This is a genomic window from Massilia sp. PWRC2, assembly GCF_049896725.1.
Classification (GTDB): domain Bacteria; phylum Pseudomonadota; class Gammaproteobacteria; order Burkholderiales; family Burkholderiaceae_D; genus JAFCUW01.
Genome location: NZ_JAFCUW010000004.1, coordinates 251,915 through 269,330 on the forward strand (window position 1 = coordinate 251,915; position 17,416 = coordinate 269,330).

Sequence of the window (17,416 nt, forward strand, 5' to 3'; positions counted from 1 at the left end):
TGATTACAAGCTCGATACCACGCTCGATACCAAGACTCGCACGTCGCGCACTGTTGCTGCTGCCCGCCTTTTCGCTGGCCGCCTGCAACACCATCGTCATGAATCCGGCGGGTGACATCGCCAATCAACAGGCCAATTTGATTGTCGTGTCAGTCGCCCTGATGTTGCTGATCATCGTACCGGTGATTGCACTCATTGTTATTTTTGCATGGCGCTATCGCCAGGGCAACACCAGTGCACCGTACAAGCCGGAGTGGGACCATTCGACCCGGCTCGAGCTGGTGATCTGGGGCGCGCCGCTGCTAATCATCATCGCGCTCGGCTTGATCACCTGGATCAGTACCCACGTGCTCGACCCCTACCGGCCGCTGAGCCGGCTCGACGCCGCCCGCCCGATCACCGCCACTACCAAGGTGCTCGAAGTGGAAGTCGTCGCGCTCGACTGGAAATGGCTGTTCATCTACCCGGAGCTGGGCATCGCGACGGTCAATGAACTGGCCTTGCCAATCGACGTACCGGTGCGCTTCAAGATCTCGGCGTCGACCGTCATGAACTCGTTCTACATCCCCGCCATGGCCGGCCAGATCTATGCCATGCCGTCGATGCAGACCACCCTGCATGCGGTGATGAACAAGACCGGCGTCTACGACGGCTTCTCGGCCAACTACAGCGGCGCCGGTTTCTCCGACATGCGTTTCAAGCTGCACTCGCTGGACCAAGCCGGCTTTAACGCCTGGGCCGCCAAGGTCAAGGCAGGCGCCGGCACGCTCGACCGCACGGCCTACCTGGCGCTGGAGAAACCCACCACCAAGGCAGCCGTGCAGTATTACAACAGTGTAGAAACACATTTATTCGACGCAGTCGTCAACCGTTGTGTGGAGCCGGGCAGCATTTGCATGACCCAGCAAATGCACGCTGACGCCCACCGTCACCCTGGCGCCACCGCGGAACACCAGCTGGCCGTTGCCAGCAAAGCAGAAATTTGCACCACGCCAACTAACCCAGTGAAGACAAACTAATGCAACAACCTACCTCTCTGCTGCTGGGACGGCTTTCTTGGGATTCCATTCCCTTACACGAGCCGATCCTACTCGCCACCTTCGCCATGGTCGGCATCGGCGGCTTCGCCTTCCTTGCCCTGATGACCAAATTCCGTCTGTGGGGTCCCTTCTGGCGCGACTGGGTCACCAGTATCGACCACAAGAAAATCGGCATCATGTACATGGTGCTGGGCTTTATCATGCTGCTGCGCGGCTTTGCCGACGCCCTGATGATGCGTGCCCAACAAGCGATGTCGTTCGGCGACAACCCCGGCTTTTTGCCGCCGCACCACTACGACCAGGTCTTCACGGCCCACGGCGTGATCATGATTTTCTTCGTCGCCATGCCCTTCGTGACTGGCCTGATGAACTACATGGTGCCACTGCAAATCGGTGCCCGTGACGTCGCCTTCCCATTCCTGAACAATTTCTCGTTCTGGATGACCACGTTCGGTGGCGGCCTGACCATGGCCTCGCTGTTCATCGGTGAATTCGCCAAGACCGGCTGGCTCGCCTATCCGCCGCTGTCGGGCATCATCTCGAGTCCGGATGTGGGGGTCGACTATTACATATGGTCCCTGCAGATTGCCGGGGTCGGCACGCTGCTATCCGGGGTCAACCTGGTGGCCACCATCGTCAAGATGCGCGCGCCCGGCATGACCATGATGAAAATGCCGATCTTTACCTGGACCGCGCTGTGCACCAACGTGCTGATCATCTGCGCCTTCCCGGTGCTGACCGCCGTGCTGGCCATGCTGTCGATGGACCGCACCGTCGGTACCCACTTCTTCACCAACGACATGGGCGGCAATGCCATGATGTATGTGAACCTGATCTGGATCTGGGGCCACCCCGAGGTGTACATCCTGGTGCTGCCGGTGTTCGGCATTTTCTCGGAGATCGTCGCCACCTTCTCCAGCAAGCGCCTGTTCGGTTACACCTCGATGGTGTACGCCACCGTCGTCATCACCATCCTGTCGTACCTGGTATGGCTGCACCACTTCTTCACCATGGGCTCGGGAGCGTCGGTCAACTCGTTCTTCGGCATCACCACGATGATCATCTCGATCCCGACCGGGGCGAAGATTTTCAACTGGTTGTTCACCATGTACCACGGCCGTATTCGCTACGAGCTGCCGATGATGTGGACCATCGCCTTCATGATCACCTTCGTCATCGGTGGCATGACCGGCGTGATGCTGGCAGTGCCGGCGGCTGACTTCGTGCTGCACAATTCGCTGTTCCTGATCGCCCACTTCCACAACGTGATCATTGGCGGCGTGGTGTTCGGCGTGTTTGCCGGGGTCCAGTTCTGGTTCCCGAAAGCGTTTGGCTACAAGCTCGATGTGTTCTGGGGCAAGATGGCATTCTGGTTCTGGACCATCGGCTTCTACCTCGCCTTCATGCCGCTGTACGTGCTGGGCCTGATGGGTGTGACCCGCCGCATGAGCCACTTCGATGACAAATCGCTGCAAATCTGGTTCATCATCGCTGCCATCGGCGCCGTCTTTGTCGCCATCGGTGTCGCTTCGATGATCATGCAGTTCATTGTCAGCTACCTGCGCCGCGAGCAAAACCGTGACGTCACTGGCGACCCATGGAATGGCCGTACGCTGGAATGGTCGACGTCGTCGCCACCGCCAGACTACAACTTTGCGTTCACCCCGCGTGTCTACGACAATGACACTTGGGCTGACATGAAGGCGCTCGGCTACCAGCGTCCACGCGACGGTTTCGTCGACATCCACATGCCAAAGAACACCGGCGCCGGCTTTGTCATCGCCGCCCTGTCCTTCCTGGTCGGCTTTGCCATCGTCTGGCAAATCTGGTGGCTGGCGGCGGTTGGCCTGGTCGCGACCGTGCTGGCCATCATCATCCATACGTTCAACTACAAGCGTGATTACTACATCCCTGCTGCTGAAGTTTTGCGCACGGAAAACGCCCGTTCCCTTTTGATCGATAGCCATGCCTGATCTGACTACTTCCCCTGCCGCCGCTGGCGGCGACCAAAGCGCACGCTTTTACGTCACGCACCACCATCCGGAGAACAGCACGCTGCTGGGCTTCTGGATGTACCTGATGAGCGATTGCCTGATCTTCGCCTGTCTGTTCGCCGCCTACGCGGTGCTGGGCCGCAGCTATGCGGGCGGCCCCACTGGCGCCGAGCTGTTCGACCTGCCACTGGTGGCAGTGAACACCTCGCTGCTGCTGCTGTCGTCGATCACCTATGGCTTTGCCATGCTCGCCATGCAAAAGAGCAAGATCAAAGCGGTGATGGGCTGGCTCGCCATCACCGGCCTGCTCGGCGCCGGCTTCATCGGCCTCGAACTGTATGAGTTCATCCACCTGTTCCATGAAGGCGCCGGTCCCCAGCGCAGCGGTTTCCTGACTGCCTTCTTCTCGCTGGTCGCCACCCACGGTCTGCACGTGACCTTCGGTATCGTCTGGCTGATCACCCTGGTGCTGCAGTTGAACAAGCACGGCCTGACCCCGGAAAATATCCGCCGCCTGATGTGCCTGTCGATGTTCTGGCACTTCCTGGACGTCGTCTGGATCGGCGTCTTCACCTTTGTCTACCTGATGGGAGTGCTGCCATGAGCGCGCATAAAGACAACCACGACCATGGCCATGGCCATGGCCATGACGACCACGGCAGTGCCGTTCCGCACTCGACCCTGAACGGCTACATCACCGGCTTCGTGCTGGCGGTCATCCTCACTGCCATCCCGTTTTACCTGGTGATGGCCGGGGTCATCAAGAATTCCAGCACGCTGGGGCTGGTACTGCTCGGTCTGGCAGCGGTGCAGATCGTCGTTCACATGATTTACTTCCTGCACATGAACTCGAAGGTCGAACAGGGCTGGTCGATGCTGGCCATGCTGTTTACCGTGATGCTGGTTGGAATCATGCTGTCCGGCTCCATCTGGGTCATGCACAATATGAACCAGAACATGATGCCTGGCATGATGATGGCCGAGCCGACGTCTGACATGATGCAGACTGCGCCGATGAACGACATGAGCAAACACACTCCATGATGCACCCCGCGGGCGCCGTCAGCGCGCCCCGTTCCACCGTGCGTTCTCCGATGGTAAGGTGGCTCGCCGCCACCTTTGCCATCATCGTCTGCCTCGGCTTTTGCGCCCTCGGTACCTGGCAATTTTTGCGGCTGCAATGGAAACTCGATCTGATCGAACGGGTGGGACAGCGCGTGCACGCCCCTGCGGTGGCGGCGCCGCCGCCATCGGCGTGGGCGCAGGTGTCAAAGGCTGCCGATGAATACCGCCACGTGTCGGTACAGGGCCATTACCTGGTTGGCGCCGATGCGCTGGTGCAAGCCAATACCGATTACGGTAGCGGCTTCTGGCTGATGACACCATTTTGCACGACCGAGGGCGCCATTGTGCTGGTCAACCAGGGCTTTGTGGCGCCGTCGCGGCCACGGCCGCTGCGTGCGCCGGTGCCGGCGAGCCCCTGTTTGCCGGGCGCAACCCCGGTCACCACCGTGGTCGGCCTGCTGCGCCTGCCCGAAGTGGGTGGCGGGTATCTGCGCCACAACGACCCGGCCGGTGAACGCTGGTACTCGCGCGATGTTGCTGCAATTGCCAGCGCGCGCCAGTTGCCGCCCGTGGCACCGTATTTTATCGACCGTGAAGCGAGCCCGGCTGAACTGGCCGAGATTGCCGACGCTGTGCGTGTTGCGCAAATGACGGAATCGGGCACGCGCGCCACCGACCACCCGGTCGGTGGCCTGACCGTGCTGGCCTTTAATAACAACCACCTGGTCTACGCCTTGACCTGGTTTGCCCTGGCGCTGATGTCGGCCGGCGGCATCTGGTTGTTGCTGCGGCGCCCGCGGCCACAACCCCAGCCAGAGCGGCAGGATCACCCGTGAACGCCGGCGCGGCCGTTAGCGCGCCGGCACCGGAAACGGCGGCCGGCTACCGCAACATGCAACAGCTGATCCAGTTGCGCTGGATCGCGGTGATCGGCCAGATCACCACCATTGCCACGGCCACCCTGCTGCTCGGCATTAATTTGCCGGTGGCCGACATGCTGCGCGTGCTGGCCTGCCTGATCGGCTTTAATATTTTCAGTCACCTGCGCTGGCACGAACAGCGGGTGGTCGACAACAACCAGCTGTTCCTGGCCCTGCTGGTCGACGTCTTTAGCCTGACTGCCCAGTTGTACCTGTCGGGCGGCATGGCCAACCCTTTCGTCTTTCTGTACATGCTGCAGGTGATCCTGGCAGCGGTGCTGCTGCAACCGTGGTCGAGCTGGACCATCGTCGCCATCACCGGCGTCTGCGCGGTGATCCTGGCGGCCTTCGCCCAGCCGTTGACGCTACCGTTCGATTACGCCCAGGGCATGTCGAGCCTGTATGTCGAAGGCATCTTCATCAGCTTTATTGTCAACGCCGCCCTGCTGGTGGTGTTCATTACCCGCATCACCCAAAACGTCCGCACCGGTGACGCCGCTCTCGCCGACCTGCGCCAGCGCGCCGCCGAAGAAGAACATATCGTGCGCATGGGCCTGCTCGCCTCGGGCGCCGCCCATGAACTGGGCACGCCGCTGGCGACCCTGGCGGTGATCCTGGGCGACTGGCGGCGCATGCCGGAGTTTCGCGACAATCCCGAACTGTTTGCCGAAATCAGCGAAATGCAAGTGCAGATCCAGCGCTGCAAGACGATAGTCTCCGGCATCCTGATGTCGGCCGGCGAAGCGCGCGGCGAGTCGTCGGTGAAGACCACCATCAAGGTGTTTCTCGACGATATGGTGGCCGAATGGCGCGCCAGCCGCACCCTGCTCCATTTCGAGTACGATAACCAGATCGACGAAGATATAGCCGTGGTGTCGGACTCCACGCTCAAACAGATGATCGCCAACGTGCTCGACAATGCGCTCGAAGCCTCACCGCGCTGGCTGCGGCTGGTGGCCAGCCGCAGCGCGCAGGGAGACGCCGGCGACGAGCTGGTGCTCGAAGTGCTCGACGCCGGTCCCGGCTTCGCGCCCGCCATGCTGGTACAGTTTGGCAAACCGTACCAATCGACCAAGGGCCAGCCGGGCCGCGGCCTTGGCCTGTTTTTGGTCGTCAACGTGGCACGCACCCTGGGCGGCAGCGTGGCCGCCAGCAACCGCCCGACCGGCGGCGCCGCCGTCAAGCTGACCCTGCCCATGTCGGCCATTGCCCTGGAAGATCGCCATGCAAGTTGATCGCAGCCTGATCATTGTTGAAGATGACGCCGCCTTTGCCCGCACCCTCGGCAAATCGTTCGAGCGGCGCGGCTATTCGGTGGTGCACGCGGCCAGCTATGACGAGGCGAAAGAACGCCTGCTGCACTACCAGCCGCGCTTTGCCGTCGTCGATTTAAAGCTGGCCAGCCACTCGTCCGGCCTGGCGTGCGTACAGATGCTGCACGAACACGACCCCGACATGCTGATCGTCGTGCTGACCGGCTTTGCCAGCATCGGCACTGCCGTCGAGGCGATCAAGCTCGGTGCCTGCCAGTACCTGGCCAAGCCCTCCAACACCGATGACATCGAGGCCGCCTTCGGCCACCTGGCCGGCAATGTCGACCACCAGCTGGGCGAGCGCGCCACCTCGATCAAGACGCTCGAATGGGAAACCATTCACGGCGTGCTGGCGGAAACCGATTTTAATATTTCGGAAGCGGCCCGGCGGCTCGGCATGCACCGCCGCACGCTGGCGCGCAAGCTGGAGAAGCAGCGCGTCAAATAGGGCCAGGCTCAGGCGTGCGAATGGTGGGTGGCAGTGAGCCGCCGCATCAGCGGCAAGGCCGCCAGTGCAATACAGGTGCAGGCGATGGCGCCGAAACCCAGCTTGTTAAACAGGCTGGTATAAATCGGCAGCGTCAGCAGCGGGTCGACCATGTCGCGCGGCACGCTGGCATAGTTGGCCACCACCCCACCCAAGTACTGCGAAATGCCGACGGCGACAAAATACGCGCCCATCATGAAGCCACCCATGCGCGCCGGCACGTAGCGGGCGATCATCGCCAGTCCCAGTCCCGATACCAGCAATTCCCCCAGCGAATAGCAGCCGTAGCCGATGATCATCACCCACGACGAGGTCTTGCCGCCGATGGCAAACTGGCCGGCGATGCTATAGACAAAAAAGCCGACCGCGACCATTGCAAAGCCGAGTGCGAACTTGGCGGCGATCGACAGGTCGCTGCCGCTGCGGCCAGCGACGCTGTAGGCGGCCGCCAGGATGGGACTGAGCAGCATGATCCAGATCGCATTGAGGGCCTGGAACTGGCCCGGCGACCAGGTCCACAGGGCACTGCCGAGGACGACGAATTCAAGGTCGACATTGCGCAGGGCGAACAGCGACAGCGAGGTCGACATCTGCTGGTAGAAAATAAAGAAAAATACCGTTTGCAAGGTCAGCACCAGGGCGGCGATCAGGCCGGCGCGTTCGCTGGGCACGCTTTTGCGGATCAGGTGCATAAAAATGCCCAGCACCACCATGCCGGCAAGATACACAAAGGCCCGCGCCACGCTCTGGTATTGCAGAATGCCGGCGGCGGCCCCCACTGCCAGCACGCCACCGGCCAGCACCATCAGCAGCTTGTCCACGCGCACCGGCAACTGGTCGGGCACCGAACCGATATGGCCGATGGTGCGCCGAAACAGCGCCACATTGAGCAGGCCGATGACCAGGCCGACCGCGCAGACGGCGAATGCCGCATTCCAGCCGAGGCCGTCGCCATAACGGCCATTGACGGCATCCTTGATCATCGGCGTGGCCAGCATCGACACGGTCGAGCCCACATTGACGGCCATGTAATAGAGGGTAAAGGCGCTGTCGATCTTCGAGTCGTCGCCTTCATAGATCTTGCGCACCATGTTGGCGGTGTTCGGCTTGAACAGGCCATTGCCCACCACCACCACGCCGAGCGCCGAGAAAATGCACCAGGTGTTTTGCGTCGGCACCGCCATCAGCGCGTAGCCCAGCGCCAGGATGATGGCGCCGATGAACATGGTGCGGCGCGTGCCCAGCACCTTGTCGCCGATCCAGCCACCGATGGCGGGCGAGACATAAATCAGGGCGGCGCAGGCGCTCCACACCAGGTTGGCGCGGCTGTCGTCAAAGCCCAGCCGCTGCACCAGGAAATAGACGATCAGCGCCTGCATGCCGTAGTAGCCGAAGCGCTCCCACAGTTCGATCAGGGCGATGGTAGAAAATGCCCGCCGCTGGGTGACGGCGGCCGCCGCGGGGATGGTTGTGACGCTCTGGTGCATGAGGGACAGCCTTAAAAGTAAATTCCGCTAAGTACGGTTTTTACCATTATCCAGCATGCATAGCCGTGGCCGCAATCAACTCTCGACGATGATCTCTTCGATGACTTCGATCGAGGTTGGCTTGGTCAGGTGCCGATCGAAACCGGCGCTCCTGGCGCGCGCGCGGGTGGCGTCGTCGCGCCAGGCGGTCAGGGCGACGATGCGCACCGTTTCCAGGCCAGCGATCAGGCGCATGGCGCGCGCCACCTCGAAGCCATCCATGCCCGGCATGCCGAGGTCGAGGAACACCACATCGGGCTGCTGCCGTTCGGCGGCGCGCAGGCCGTCAGCGCCGTTATGGGCAGCGACGGCATCGTGACCGAGCAGGGAAAGGATCGCCACCAGGGTGTCGGCGGCATCGGCATTGTCGTCGATCACCAGCACGCGGCGGTTGGAAAGGCGGTTAGCAGGTGAGGAAACGGGCATATAAACTCTGCATCAGGTCGGCCAGGGGTTCGGCCAGGCGGGTCGATCGTCGAACGAAGGGCAGAGTTTTGGCCTGGACAGCAAGGTCCCGGAGGGGGCCTCGGCATTACCTACTCTACCATGAATTGCATCCAGGATATATTCTGGCCATCGCCACGCTGTTGCACCGCATCCATTGCACCGCTTTATGGACGGCACCCTCGCATGGCGATGTGTCGACCGTTCGAACTGGCTCTTGCACAAGTGACTATCGGCGATCGCAGGGGCGCCGTCTGTGCGTTGCCAAACCGATCAGATGGGATAGCCAGCAAAAACTGCATGCTCAGGGAAGCGGGCGCCAGGGCGCATAGTCGGGCCACTTGAGGGCCACCGGCCGCACATCGAGCCGCAGCCGGTACACCGAAAGCGCTTCCGAACTGGCCGAGACATAGCCACTGCTGGCGGCCGTGCGGCTGAAGCGAAATTCGAAGCCGGGGCCCGCCTCGCTGCCTGGCCCGGCGAAGGCCAGGCCGATCGCCACCGGCTGGTCGCTATCGATCAGGCGCGCCATCAGGTCGACCACGCTGGTGTTGCCGAGAATATCGGTCGAGAGCAGCGCACCGCGGTAGTCGGGAGCGGCAGGGTCGACCTTGCCGCCCGCCTTGTCGGCCGACGGCGTCAGCGCGCCCGAGGCCAGGTTGACGCGGTCGCCATGGTCGAGGTAGCTGATGGTGGCATTGCGGACATTCAAGGCGGGCGCCGTGCGATCGACTTCGGCGCCGTCCAGTTCGAGCATGATCACCCCCTTGTAGCCAATCACTTCGGCGTCGCGCCCGGGACCGACCACCAGCGCAGTGTTTTCGTCGACGCCAATGCCGCGCCGGTAGCCGCGCTCCAGCATCAGCGGCAACATGCGGGCAAAGCGGCCGCGCACCAGCAGATGCTGGTCGACAAACACCTGGTCGCCAATAAAACCCAGGCCGGGCGCCATCACGCCGCCGGCGACAACGCCGCGCTGCAGCACCGACAGCACCGAACCGGCATTATCGAACATGGTCGAACTCATGATGGCGGCGCCGGCGCTGGTGCCGGCGATGACGCCGCCGCGCCGGTACAGGCGCCAGATGGCATCGAGCACCGCCGAATTGGCGCCGTCGGCGTTGCGCAAGGTGGCGACGATGCGGGCCTGGTCGCCACCGAGAAAATACACGCCGCCCGCGCCATCGATCTGCGCCACCAGCGCTGCGTCGTTGGCCGCCTGACGTACGTCGCCCGGCAACTTGGGCGAGAGCGGCAGCAGGAAGCCAGCCGCACCATAACTGCCCAGGGTGCGCAGCAGGCGCGCGCCAGAACCGTTCGGATTGCCGGCCGCTGCGGGGATCACGGCAATGCGGGCGTCCGGCCCGCCGGCCAGGGTGACGATGCGCTGCCACACTTCGGCATTATCGGCGCGCAAGGCGCCACCGATGATAACCAGGCTGCCATCGGCCAGCGCCAGTGCGGCGCAGCTCCACAGGAGCACGGCCAGCGCCAGCCGGACCGGCCAGAAAAGTCGACGTTGCAGCGGCTGTTGAGGTGTCATGCGATCTGCCTTAGGTTTACTTAGATACATTCAATGAGGTGGAGGTGAAGGTGGCCGCCGCCTGCATGGCCGCCAGTTCGCCTTCGCTAAAGCCGGCGCGGCGGCGCGCTTCGAGATTAAATGGCCCGCGCAGCACCGGCGCAGCATATTGCACGGCGAGCGCCGCATAAGTCGCTGCCGGCTCCAGGCCGCGCTGCCCGCACAGATAGCCATACCAGCGGTTGCCGATTTCGACGTGGCCCACTTCATCGCGCAAAATCACGTCGAGAATGGCGGCGGCGGCCAGGTCGCCCGCCTGTGCCAGCTTGGCGCGCAGCGGCGGAATCGCATCGAGGCCGCGCGCTTCGAGGGTGCGCGGCACCAGCGCCATGCGCGCCATGACATCGCCACGGGTTTTATCGACCATTTCCCACAGGCTGTCGTGGGCGGCAAAGTCGCCATAGGCGTAGCCCTGCACCTGTAAATGGGCGACCAGCATCGCATAGTGAGCCGATTCTTCCAGCGCCACTGCCAGCCAGTCGTGGTAGTAGCGCAGCGGCATGCCGGCGAAGCGGGCGACGGCGTCGAGCGCCAGGTTCATGGCATTAAATTCGATATGGGCCAGCGCGTGCACCAGCATGGCACGGCCCTCGACAGTGACCATCGAGCGCCGTCCCACCAGACGCGGCGCCACCAGTTGCGGCCGGCGCGGCCGGCCGGGAATGGCGGCGGCCAGCGCACCGTCCATATCGATCACCGCATCGCTGTCGACCGCGGCGGCGGCGGCGGCCAGCCGGGCAACGGCGGCGACCTTGGCGGCGGGATCGGCTTCGAGCAGGCATTCCAGCGCGGCGCGGCGCAGCTCGAGGACATCGTTCATGGCGGGGCTTTCAGGTTGGATCGGCAGGCAAAGGCGGCAGTGTAACCCACGCCAGCGGCAACTGAAAACAGGGTGGACGCAGCGCTCGCCGACATCATAAGATAGAAGCATGAAGCATCTGCCATCCCAGCCTGCCCTGCCGATCCGCCTCCTGGTGGCCGACGACGGCGCCACCATCGCCGCCGTCGCCGCGTTGCTGCGCACGCTGGCGCTCGAATTCATCGTCGCCAACGTCGGCGCCGAACAAGCCTCCACTTTCCTGCGCGAAAACGACGCCGACGCCCTCGGCCGCCGTCTGGCCGACGGCTTTGTGTACCACGTCGCCGAGGACGATGGCGCCATTGCCGGCTTCATCGGCATGCGCGCGCAGCAGCATGTGTTTCACCTGTTTGTTGGCAGACCCTGGCAGCGGCGCGGCGTAGCGCGGCGCCTGTGGGAAGTGGCGCGCGCGCACGCCATCGCCGCCGGTGGCGCCGCCCCGTTCACCGTCAACGCGTCGAACTACGCGGTCGATGCCTATACGCGGCTGGGCTTTGTCAGGAGCGCGCCGATGAGGGAAAAAAACGGCATCGAATTTCATCCCATGCAGTGGTCAGAGCAAGCCAATTGATCGTTCGCGCGCCTCGAACGCCGCGCGCGCGCGCTCGACGGCAGCGCGGTTGGCCTCGGCCCACTGCCAGACGCCGCAAAACGCCTCACCGAGACTGGCGCCCAGCGGCGTGAGCGCATATTCGACGCGCGGCGGCACCACCGCGTAGACGGTGCGTTCAACCAGGCCGTCGGCTTGCATCTGGCGCAGCGTCTTGGTGAGCATTTTCTGGCTGATGCCGCCGATCAGTTCGCCCAAGCGGGTGAAGCGCACGCGGCCCTCCGCTTCGAGCACTTCGAGCGCCACCATCGTCCATTTGTCGGCAATGCGGGCAATCAGTTCGCGCACCAGTTGCTCGAGCGCGGGGTCGGGCCCGCCAGCGGGCAGGTTTGTGCCATGTTTCATGGTATCTCCGTGGTAAGTACCGCACTTTCAGGTGCCTGCTTCCCTTTGGTGCGTGTGCAGTCTACCATTGGCACATCGCTCCATCAACCACGGGAATCTTCATGAAACTGCAAGCAAACACCATTCTCATCACCGGCGGCGGCTCGGGCATCGGCCGCGCACTGGCGGTCGCTTTCCAGCAGGCGGGCAATCAAGTGATCATCGCCGGCCGCCGCCAGGACGCGCTCGACGCCGTCGTCGCCGACCATCCGGGCATGTACACGGCCGTGCTCGACATCGAAGACGGCGCCGCCATGGCGCCGTTCGCCGCCAGCCTGATCGCCCGCTTCCCGCACCTCAATGCGGTCATCCACAACGCCGGCATCATGCGGCCGGAAAACCTGCTGGCAGGCGGCCTCGACACGGCTGAGCACACCATCGCCACCAATCTGCTCGGACCGATCCGCCTGAACGACGCTTTACTCGGCCATTTCCTGGCGCAGCCGCACGCTACCATCATGACAGTGTCGTCGGGCCTGGCCTTCCTGCCGCTGGCGGCCACCCCCACCTATTCGGCCACCAAGGCGGCCATCCACGGCTACACCATGGCGCTGCGCGCGCAGCTCAAAGACACCCGGGTCGAGGTGCTGGAACTGGCGCCGCCGTATGTGCAGACCGGCTTGATGGGCGAGCAGCAGGCCAGCGACCCGCGCGCCATGCCGCTGGCCGACTTCATCAGCGAAGTGATGACCATCATCGGCACCGGCGCGCCACACGGCGAAATCCTGGTCGAGCGTGTCAAGCCGCTGCGCCACGCCGAAGCGAGCGGCGATTACCACGGCACCTTCGCCCGCTTCAATGCGGCGATGGCGCACTGAGCGGTTTTGAGGGCGCGCCATACACCAGCTTGCCGCCGACCACCGTCTGCACCACCCTGATGGCGGCAATGTCGTCCTCGGGGATCGTAAAATAATTGCGGTCGAGGACGATGAAGTCAGCCAGCTTGCCCACTTCGAGCGATCCGGTAGTCGCTTCCTGGCGCAGTGTGTAGGCGGCGCCCATGGTCGCTGCACGCAGCGCCGCCGCCCGCGACAGGCCCGGCTGATCGGTCAGGCGGCCGCCATAGCCGGGACCGGCATCCGGCGCCGCGCGGCGGGTCACCGCCACCTTCAGGGCGAACCACAGGTCGAGCGGATCGACCGGCCAGTCGCTGCCATAAGCGAGGCGGGCGCCGGCGGCCGCCAGCAGTGCCTGCGGCTCGACCACGGCGTAGCGCTGCGGGCCCAGATAATCGCGCAGTGCACCGACCGTGTCGGCAGCCGGCTTGGCCCACTGGAACGACAGCACCGCCGTCACCTCGAGCTGGGCGAAGCGGCCATAGTCGGCCGCGTCAACCATTTCGGCATGCGCCAGGGCCGGCCGCAGCGCCCGTCCGGTGCTGCTCTGGCGCACGCGGGCGATGGCGTCGAGCGAATCGCGCACGGCGCGGTCGCCATCGGCGTGCATGTGCGGGTCGATGCGGGCGGCGGCCAGCGCGGCCAGGGTGGCGTCAAGCGCCGCCGCCGGCAGGTAGCTGTCCGGTCCGCGGTTGCTGCCGGCCTGCCAGCGCGGCTGGCCGGGCGTTCCCGCGTCCACCAGATAGGGTGCCAGCATGGCCCCCGTAAAAGCGGGGGCGGCAATGACGCCATCCATGAACAGCTTGGCGTGGCGCAGCTGCATGGTGGGTGCCACCCGCGTCGGCCCCTGGTCGAAGCGGCGTTGCTGGCGCAGGATGTCGGCCACCGCAGCGTCGGCTGTGGCGCCCTTGTCGAGATCGATCAAGCCAGCGAAGTGGGCGCGTGCCGTCAGCTTGCCCTGGCGCTGCAGGGTGGCGAACGCGGTCAGGGTTTCCGGGTCGGTCCAGGCGTCAAGAAAGCTGGTGATGCCCTGCTCGCGCATGGCGGCCAGCGCCAGCTTCGACGCTGCCAGATTCTGCGCCACCGTCAGCGGCGGCAGCTGGTTCATCACCAGGTCCTGGGCGGCATCTTCGAGCAGGCCGCTGGCCTGGCCAGCGTGCTCACCGTCGATCTCGCGCACGATCTTGCCGCCAGCCGGATCGGGCGTCGCCGAGTCGATGCCGGCCAGGGCGATTGCCGCCGAATTGAGCAGCACCGAGTGGCCGAACGACGAGCGCACGATCACCGCGCGCGAGCTTGTCAGGGCATCGAGGGTGGCGCGGCTGGTGGCCACCCCGTCCGGCAGCATGCCTTGCTGGAACCAGTTAACCACCAGCAGCGGCCGCTTGCGATCGACCTGTTTGGCCTGGTCGCGGTCAAGACACTGCTGGATGCGCGCCTGCAGCTGCGCCACCGTCAAGCTCAGGTAGTCGAGGCTGCAGCTGAGCAGGCGGCTGCCGCCCGATTGCGGGTGCATATGGCCATCGATCAGACCAGGCATGAGCATGCGCCCGTGCAGGTCGATCACGCGGGTGCGCTTGCCGGTCAGGCGGGCGGCGCCGGCGTCATCGCCCACATAGACGATGCGCCCGCCCCGCACGGCCAGTGCCTGCACCACACGGTCGGCAGCGTCGACGGTGACCACGCTGCCATTGCGGTAGACCAGTTCGGCCACCGGTGCAGCCACTGCCGCCACGCTGGTACACCATGCCAGGGCCCACACGATGGCCTTGATCATGGCTGCCTCGCGCTGCTGGTGCCCGCCATTGCAGGCGCCGGCATGACCAGCGCGGCAGCGGCCAGCCGGCGCCACTGCCACCAGGCGACCAGCGCATGGACCCAGTAACAGGCATACAGCAGCGCCGTCAGGTAAAGGCCGCGGCTGGCGTACAGCGGCACTGCCAGCGAATTGACCAGTAACCAGAAGGCCCAGTTCTCGATGCGCCGCTTCATCAACAGCAGTTGCGCCAGCACGCTCAGCGCCAGCACCGCCGAATCGATGAAAGGAGCATAAGCGTCCGTAAAATGCAGCAGCAGGCCCGCATAGGCGGCCGCGACCAGCAGCGCCGCCGCCGTCGGCCATGCCAGGCTGGCAAAATCGGCCGCTGCGATGGGCCGCTCGACGCCACTCGAACGGCGCCGCCAGTACCACCAGCCGAGTGCGCTCGAACCGATAAAAAACAGCTGCAGCAGCACATCGGCGTACAGCCGGGACTGGTAAAACAGCAGGGCGAACAGGGCGCAACCGAGCATGCCGGTCCACCAGGTGTGGATGCTGTTGCGACCGGCGAGCCAGATGGCCAGGGTGGCGCCGACGTTGGCGCAAATTTCCAGTGCGCCCGTCATCGGGCTGCCACGGCCAGTAGTGAAACGGATTGCATGCGCTCGTCTTTCGCGGTCAGTGAACAGCCATTGTACGGGGGTGGCCGGCGGCCGGCAAAGCTGGCCCCCCCCTTCCCAGCAGTATGACAGCGCTTACCAGCAGGCAGTCGGTGGCCAGGCTCAGCCAATCTCCTCGATATCGAAGCGCGCCACTTTGCCCCCCTCAAAATGGAAGCGGTGGCCGACCAGCTTGTCATGCAAGCCATGGGTCTGGCCCTGCAAGGGGTGGCCCGTGAGGTCGCGCACGATCTGCCGCACCTGGACCAGCACGGCGCCATCGGCAGCCTCTTCGAAATGCAGCGGCGTCACCTGCGGACTGACCACGGCCCACTGCGCCGTCCAGTACTGCCGCACTGCCGCCAGGCCGTGCTCGTGGCCGCCGTCCATGCCATTGGCCCAGCTGACGTCGTCGGCAAGGGCGGCCAGCACAGCGCCGATCGCGCGCGCGTTAAAGCCGGCGTACATGTCCTTCAAGGTGGCGATGTTGGCGTTGCTGTCGTTGTGCCTGTGATTCATTGTTTTTATCCTGTGACTATGACCACGGTGGTGGGACGGCTTCCCATGGCGGCCAGCCGCTGCTAGACTGGCGCAACTATAAAACCAGATAGGCACCTATGCAAGTACCCGATTCGATACGCGACGTTTTATCAACGCCGGGACATTTGATCAGCCTGGTAGCGCGGGGCTTTGCGCGGCTGGCCGAAGCGCGCCTCAAGCCACTCGGCTTCGGCGTCGGCCATTTGCCGGTGCTGGTGGCGCTGCAGGACGGCCTGGCTGATTCGCAGCGCGACCTGGCGCGCTTTGCCCGCATCGAACAGTCGTCGATGGCGCAAATGCTTGCGCGCATGGAGCGCGACGGCCTGATCATCCGCACCCCCGCCCCGCTCGACCGTCGCAGCAGCCGGATCGCCCTGAGCGATAGCGCCAGCGCACGCCTGCCAGAAGCCTGCGCCGTGCTTTTTAAGGGCAACGACGACGCCCTGGCCGGCTTTACGGACGCCGAGGCGGCCCAGCTGACCAGCTTGCTTCAACGCCTGATCGTCAATCTCGACCACATCACTGGGGCCACAGCAGCCTGACGGCGAAGCGAGCCGATGTCGAAGGGAGATTTATCGTACAAAATAATATACTGTGCTAAGATAGTTTATATTTCATGAATATGTGATGCATCCCATGAGCCTGCCCATCCCCTTCGATCTGGCCGCCATGCGCGAGAGCGCGGCGAGCGCGTGCGCCCTGCTCAGGGTGCTGGGCAACCAAGATCGCCTGTTATTGTTGTGCCAGCTCACCACCGGTCCCTTGTGCGTCAGTGAGCTGCAAAGCGCGCTCGGCATCGCCCAGCCCACCCTGTCGCAACAGCTCGGCGTGCTGCGCGAAGAAGGCCTGGTCAGCACGCGCCGCAATGGCAAACAGATTTATTACAGCATCGCCAGCGCAGAAGCACTGGCCGTCATGGCAGTGCTCTACCAACATTATTGTCAACCGAAGGAGCAGGCAGCATGAACATCGATTGGGCGCATTTCACCCCATGGTCGGCGCTGGCCGGGGGCGTGCTGGTCGGCCTGGCGGCGGCGCTGCTGGTGCTGCTCAATGGCCGCATCGCCGGCATCAGCGGCATTCTCGGCGGCCTGCTGTCGTGGCCACGCACGCCCGGTGACCGCGCCTGGCGCCTGGCGTTTCTGGCCGGCCTCATCAGTGCGCCGCTGGTCTATTCGCTGCGCGCACCCTTGCCCATCGTCACCATCGAGGCGGGCCCGCTGACGCTGGTGGTGGCCGGCTTGCTGGTCGGCGTCGGCACGCGCTACGGCGCCGGCTGCACCAGCGGTCACGGCGTCTGCGGCCTGTCGCGCCTGTCACCGCGTTCACTGGTGGCCACCGTCGCCTTCATGGCCGCCGGCTTTGCCACCGTGTTCGTCGGCCGTCATCTTTTATAAG

20 protein-coding genes are annotated in these 17,416 nt (G+C 64.2%); 12 read left to right on the forward strand and 8 right to left on the reverse strand.

Annotated features, from left to right (window positions below):
- The first annotated feature begins 98 nt into the window (after window positions 1-98).
- From cyoA to ACP7BZ_RS10670, 7 genes are read left to right on the forward strand one after another with little or no spacing between them, the layout of a single operon-like run.
- Entirely contained in the window at window positions 99-1,019 is a 921-nt protein-coding gene (cyoA, locus tag ACP7BZ_RS10640) for a ubiquinol oxidase subunit II (RefSeq protein ID WP_426113098.1), read from the forward strand.
- The gene (gene cyoB, locus ACP7BZ_RS10645) at window positions 1,019-3,013 is read left to right on the forward strand and encodes a cytochrome o ubiquinol oxidase subunit I (RefSeq protein WP_426112842.1); all 1,995 of its coding nucleotides are present in this window, start codon (window positions 1,019-1,021) and stop codon (window positions 3,011-3,013) included. The genes cyoA and cyoB overlap by 1 nt, the downstream gene beginning before the upstream one ends.
- Window positions 3,006-3,638 (forward strand): cytochrome o ubiquinol oxidase subunit III, encoded by a 633-nt coding sequence (gene cyoC, locus ACP7BZ_RS10650; RefSeq protein WP_426112844.1) that lies wholly within the window; start codon window positions 3,006-3,008, stop codon window positions 3,636-3,638. The genes cyoB and cyoC overlap by 8 nt, the downstream gene beginning before the upstream one ends.
- Window positions 3,635-4,078: a cytochrome o ubiquinol oxidase subunit IV gene (gene cyoD, locus ACP7BZ_RS10655; protein ID WP_426112846.1), complete on the forward strand. Its 444-nt coding sequence runs from the start codon at window positions 3,635-3,637 to the stop codon at window positions 4,076-4,078. Before cyoC ends, cyoD begins: the two co-directional genes overlap by 4 nt.
- Window positions 4,075-4,935, forward strand: a complete 861-nt coding sequence (locus ACP7BZ_RS10660) for an SURF1 family protein (protein WP_426112848.1) — start codon at window positions 4,075-4,077, stop codon at window positions 4,933-4,935. Before cyoD ends, ACP7BZ_RS10660 begins: the two co-directional genes overlap by 4 nt.
- Before the next feature lie 56 nt (window positions 4,936-4,991).
- Window positions 4,992-6,254, forward strand: a complete 1,263-nt coding sequence (locus ACP7BZ_RS10665; RefSeq protein ID WP_426113100.1) for an ATP-binding protein — start codon at window positions 4,992-4,994, stop codon at window positions 6,252-6,254.
- Window positions 6,244-6,780, forward strand: a complete 537-nt coding sequence (locus ACP7BZ_RS10670) for a response regulator transcription factor (protein ID WP_426112850.1) — start codon at window positions 6,244-6,246, stop codon at window positions 6,778-6,780. Before ACP7BZ_RS10665 ends, ACP7BZ_RS10670 begins: the two co-directional genes overlap by 11 nt.
- Window positions 6,781-6,788: 8 nt before the next feature.
- On the opposite strand, the gene ACP7BZ_RS10675 is transcribed toward ACP7BZ_RS10670, so the two are convergent.
- The 4 genes from ACP7BZ_RS10675 to ACP7BZ_RS10690 form a co-directional block, all read right to left on the reverse strand.
- Window positions 6,789-8,306: a peptide MFS transporter gene (locus ACP7BZ_RS10675; RefSeq protein ID WP_426112852.1), complete on the reverse strand. Its 1,518-nt coding sequence runs from the start codon at window positions 8,304-8,306 to the stop codon at window positions 6,789-6,791.
- 75 nt (window positions 8,307-8,381) lie between these two features.
- Window positions 8,382-8,771, reverse strand: a complete 390-nt coding sequence (locus tag ACP7BZ_RS10680; RefSeq protein WP_426112854.1) for a response regulator — start codon at window positions 8,769-8,771, stop codon at window positions 8,382-8,384.
- Between the two features lie 322 nt (window positions 8,772-9,093).
- A complete protein-coding gene (locus tag ACP7BZ_RS10685; protein ID WP_426112856.1) occupies window positions 9,094-10,332 on the reverse strand; it encodes a cyanophycinase in 1,239 nt (412 codons plus the stop codon).
- Window positions 10,333-10,348: 16 nt separating this feature from the next.
- Window positions 10,349-11,191 (reverse strand): ferritin-like domain-containing protein, encoded by an 843-nt coding sequence (locus tag ACP7BZ_RS10690; RefSeq protein ID WP_426112858.1) that lies wholly within the window; start codon window positions 11,189-11,191, stop codon window positions 10,349-10,351.
- 109 nt (window positions 11,192-11,300) lie between these two features.
- Here ACP7BZ_RS10690 and ACP7BZ_RS10695 point away from each other — a divergent pair, with 109 nt between their 5' ends.
- Window positions 11,301-11,801, forward strand: coding sequence for a GNAT family N-acetyltransferase (locus ACP7BZ_RS10695; RefSeq protein ID WP_426112860.1), 501 nt, complete (start codon window positions 11,301-11,303; stop codon window positions 11,799-11,801).
- On the opposite strand, the gene ACP7BZ_RS10700 is transcribed toward ACP7BZ_RS10695, so the two are convergent.
- The gene (locus ACP7BZ_RS10700; protein ID WP_426112862.1) at window positions 11,784-12,185 is read right to left on the reverse strand and encodes a winged helix-turn-helix transcriptional regulator; all 402 of its coding nucleotides are present in this window, start codon (window positions 12,183-12,185) and stop codon (window positions 11,784-11,786) included. The two genes, ACP7BZ_RS10695 and ACP7BZ_RS10700, sit on opposite strands and share 18 nt — an antisense overlap.
- A 101-nt stretch (window positions 12,186-12,286) precedes the next feature.
- Between ACP7BZ_RS10700 and ACP7BZ_RS10705 the strand changes: the two genes are divergently transcribed.
- Entirely contained in the window at window positions 12,287-13,042 is a 756-nt protein-coding gene (locus ACP7BZ_RS10705; RefSeq protein ID WP_426112864.1) for an SDR family oxidoreductase, read from the forward strand.
- On the opposite strand, the gene ACP7BZ_RS10710 is transcribed toward ACP7BZ_RS10705, so the two are convergent.
- The 3 genes from ACP7BZ_RS10710 to ACP7BZ_RS10720 all read right to left on the reverse strand — a co-directional run bounded on the left by ACP7BZ_RS10710 (window position 13,020) and on the right by ACP7BZ_RS10720 (window position 15,997).
- A complete protein-coding gene (locus ACP7BZ_RS10710; protein ID WP_426112866.1) occupies window positions 13,020-14,837 on the reverse strand; it encodes an amidohydrolase in 1,818 nt (605 codons plus the stop codon). The genes ACP7BZ_RS10705 and ACP7BZ_RS10710 overlap by 23 nt on opposite strands.
- Window positions 14,834-15,445, reverse strand: a complete 612-nt coding sequence (gene pnuC, locus ACP7BZ_RS10715; protein WP_426112868.1) for a nicotinamide riboside transporter PnuC — start codon at window positions 15,443-15,445, stop codon at window positions 14,834-14,836. The genes ACP7BZ_RS10710 and pnuC overlap by 4 nt, the downstream gene beginning before the upstream one ends.
- Window positions 15,446-15,601: 156 nt before the next feature.
- The gene (locus ACP7BZ_RS10720; protein WP_426112870.1) at window positions 15,602-15,997 is read right to left on the reverse strand and encodes a nuclear transport factor 2 family protein; all 396 of its coding nucleotides are present in this window, start codon (window positions 15,995-15,997) and stop codon (window positions 15,602-15,604) included.
- A 98-nt stretch (window positions 15,998-16,095) separates the two neighbouring features.
- Between ACP7BZ_RS10720 and ACP7BZ_RS10725 the strand changes: the two genes are divergently transcribed.
- The 3 genes from ACP7BZ_RS10725 to ACP7BZ_RS10735 all read left to right on the forward strand — a co-directional run bounded on the left by ACP7BZ_RS10725 (window position 16,096) and on the right by ACP7BZ_RS10735 (window position 17,415).
- The gene (locus tag ACP7BZ_RS10725) at window positions 16,096-16,560 is read left to right on the forward strand and encodes a MarR family winged helix-turn-helix transcriptional regulator (RefSeq protein ID WP_426112872.1); all 465 of its coding nucleotides are present in this window, start codon (window positions 16,096-16,098) and stop codon (window positions 16,558-16,560) included.
- Between the two features lie 94 nt (window positions 16,561-16,654).
- On the forward strand, window positions 16,655-16,984 hold the full coding sequence (locus tag ACP7BZ_RS10730) for an ArsR/SmtB family transcription factor (RefSeq protein WP_426112874.1): 330 nt from the start codon (window positions 16,655-16,657) through the stop codon (window positions 16,982-16,984).
- The gene (locus tag ACP7BZ_RS10735) at window positions 16,981-17,415 is read left to right on the forward strand and encodes a YeeE/YedE family protein (protein ID WP_426112876.1); all 435 of its coding nucleotides are present in this window, start codon (window positions 16,981-16,983) and stop codon (window positions 17,413-17,415) included. The genes ACP7BZ_RS10730 and ACP7BZ_RS10735 overlap by 4 nt, the downstream gene beginning before the upstream one ends.
- The last annotated feature ends 1 nt before the right edge of the window (window position 17,416 follow it).

Excerpts from the sequence above, each read along its gene's own strand:
- cyoA (WP_426113098.1), top strand. The coding sequence starts at position 99 with ATGAATCCGGCGGGTGACATCGCCAATCAACAGGCCAATTTGATTGTC.
- cyoB (WP_426112842.1), top strand. The coding sequence starts at position 1,019 with ATGCAACAACCTACCTCTCTGCTGCTGGGACGGCTTTCTTGGGATTCC.
- cyoC (WP_426112844.1), top strand. The coding sequence starts at position 3,006 with ATGCCTGATCTGACTACTTCCCCTGCCGCCGCTGGCGGCGACCAAAGC.
- cyoD (WP_426112846.1), top strand. The coding sequence starts at position 3,635 with ATGAGCGCGCATAAAGACAACCACGACCATGGCCATGGCCATGGCCAT.
- ACP7BZ_RS10660 (WP_426112848.1), top strand. The coding sequence starts at position 4,075 with ATGATGCACCCCGCGGGCGCCGTCAGCGCGCCCCGTTCCACCGTGCGT.
- ACP7BZ_RS10665 (WP_426113100.1), top strand. The coding sequence starts at position 4,992 with ATGCAACAGCTGATCCAGTTGCGCTGGATCGCGGTGATCGGCCAGATC.
- ACP7BZ_RS10670 (WP_426112850.1), top strand. The coding sequence starts at position 6,244 with ATGCAAGTTGATCGCAGCCTGATCATTGTTGAAGATGACGCCGCCTTT.
- ACP7BZ_RS10675 (WP_426112852.1), bottom strand. The coding sequence starts at position 8,306 with ATGCACCAGAGCGTCACAACCATCCCCGCGGCGGCCGCCGTCACCCAG.
- ACP7BZ_RS10680 (WP_426112854.1), bottom strand. The coding sequence starts at position 8,771 with ATGCCCGTTTCCTCACCTGCTAACCGCCTTTCCAACCGCCGCGTGCTG.
- ACP7BZ_RS10685 (WP_426112856.1), bottom strand. The coding sequence starts at position 10,332 with ATGACACCTCAACAGCCGCTGCAACGTCGACTTTTCTGGCCGGTCCGG.
- ACP7BZ_RS10690 (WP_426112858.1), bottom strand. The coding sequence starts at position 11,191 with ATGAACGATGTCCTCGAGCTGCGCCGCGCCGCGCTGGAATGCCTGCTC.
- ACP7BZ_RS10695 (WP_426112860.1), top strand. The coding sequence starts at position 11,301 with ATGAAGCATCTGCCATCCCAGCCTGCCCTGCCGATCCGCCTCCTGGTG.
- ACP7BZ_RS10700 (WP_426112862.1), bottom strand. The coding sequence starts at position 12,185 with ATGAAACATGGCACAAACCTGCCCGCTGGCGGGCCCGACCCCGCGCTC.
- ACP7BZ_RS10705 (WP_426112864.1), top strand. The coding sequence starts at position 12,287 with ATGAAACTGCAAGCAAACACCATTCTCATCACCGGCGGCGGCTCGGGC.
- ACP7BZ_RS10710 (WP_426112866.1), bottom strand. The coding sequence starts at position 14,837 with ATGATCAAGGCCATCGTGTGGGCCCTGGCATGGTGTACCAGCGTGGCG.
- pnuC (WP_426112868.1), bottom strand. The coding sequence starts at position 15,445 with ATGACGGGCGCACTGGAAATTTGCGCCAACGTCGGCGCCACCCTGGCC.
- ACP7BZ_RS10720 (WP_426112870.1), bottom strand. The coding sequence starts at position 15,997 with ATGAATCACAGGCACAACGACAGCAACGCCAACATCGCCACCTTGAAG.
- ACP7BZ_RS10725 (WP_426112872.1), top strand. The coding sequence starts at position 16,096 with ATGCAAGTACCCGATTCGATACGCGACGTTTTATCAACGCCGGGACAT.
- ACP7BZ_RS10730 (WP_426112874.1), top strand. The coding sequence starts at position 16,655 with ATGAGCCTGCCCATCCCCTTCGATCTGGCCGCCATGCGCGAGAGCGCG.
- ACP7BZ_RS10735 (WP_426112876.1), top strand. The coding sequence starts at position 16,981 with ATGAACATCGATTGGGCGCATTTCACCCCATGGTCGGCGCTGGCCGGG.